The organism is Pseudomonas sp. R62 (genome assembly GCF_000257605.1).
GTDB classification, from domain to species: Bacteria; Pseudomonadota; Gammaproteobacteria; order Pseudomonadales; family Pseudomonadaceae; genus Aquipseudomonas; species Aquipseudomonas atacamensis.
On record NZ_JH635998.1, the window covers coordinates 711,486 to 712,169 of the forward strand.

At 54.2% G+C, this 684-nt stretch carries 2 protein-coding genes; both read right to left on the reverse strand.

The annotated features are described in order from the left end of the window. Positions 1-165: 165 nt before the first annotated feature. Positions 166-279, reverse strand: coding sequence for a cytochrome c oxidase subunit CcoM (gene ccoM / locus OQK_RS31895; protein ID WP_016771346.1), 114 nt, complete (start codon positions 277-279; stop codon positions 166-168). A 149-nt stretch (positions 280-428) separates the two neighbouring features. Continuing rightward, complete coding sequence (locus OQK_RS30740) at positions 429-590, reverse strand: hypothetical protein (protein ID WP_016771347.1); 162 nt, start codon at positions 588-590, stop codon at positions 429-431. Positions 591-684: the final 94 nt, after the last annotated feature.

Sequence of the window (684 nt, forward strand, 5' to 3'; positions counted from 1 at the left end):
GTGCCTCGCCGTAAGGGCGAAACCGCCAGCCGCAGCACCGCAAAAACCGGATATTCACCCAAACCAACCAGAGCCTGGTCGGCCCACAGGCCGCCAAGGCACAAAAAAAAGGGGCAACCGAAGTCGCCCCAAAATGCCTTGCGTGCCCATCAAATCCAGAAGAACTCACTTGCGCCGCTTATGCGCATCCTTCCAGATAAAAAATCCAAACCCTGCAAAAAACAGCACCATGAGCCCCACCGTGAGAACCCCGGCAAACACCACGTTATCGAAAAACATGACTGACCTCCCGGCCCTGCTTTGCTTTGCTGCGATGGATTCAAATTAACAAACACACAGGCGCACATATTGACCAGGATCAATATCCGCAACGAAGGGAAATAAAGGAGGGGAAATAACTGACCTGCATCAACCAATGCAGCGGGAGATCAACGCTTTTTCGGCTTGTTCTTCGACTTTTTCTTGGCTTTTCCCAACGGCATCGCCTGCTCGAAAGCTTGGCGCACTTCGTTCAGGCGCTTCTCGTTGAGGTCATGCACACGCTTGGCGCGTTCAGTGCTGAGGTCGATCAGTTTGTCGTCTTGGCTCATGGCGTCCGGCACATCACAGAAGAGATCACAGCTGCCGTCACCGACAGGATTGCGCCAATCATGCCGCTTGGCGCTGGCGCTGACCAGTCACTGC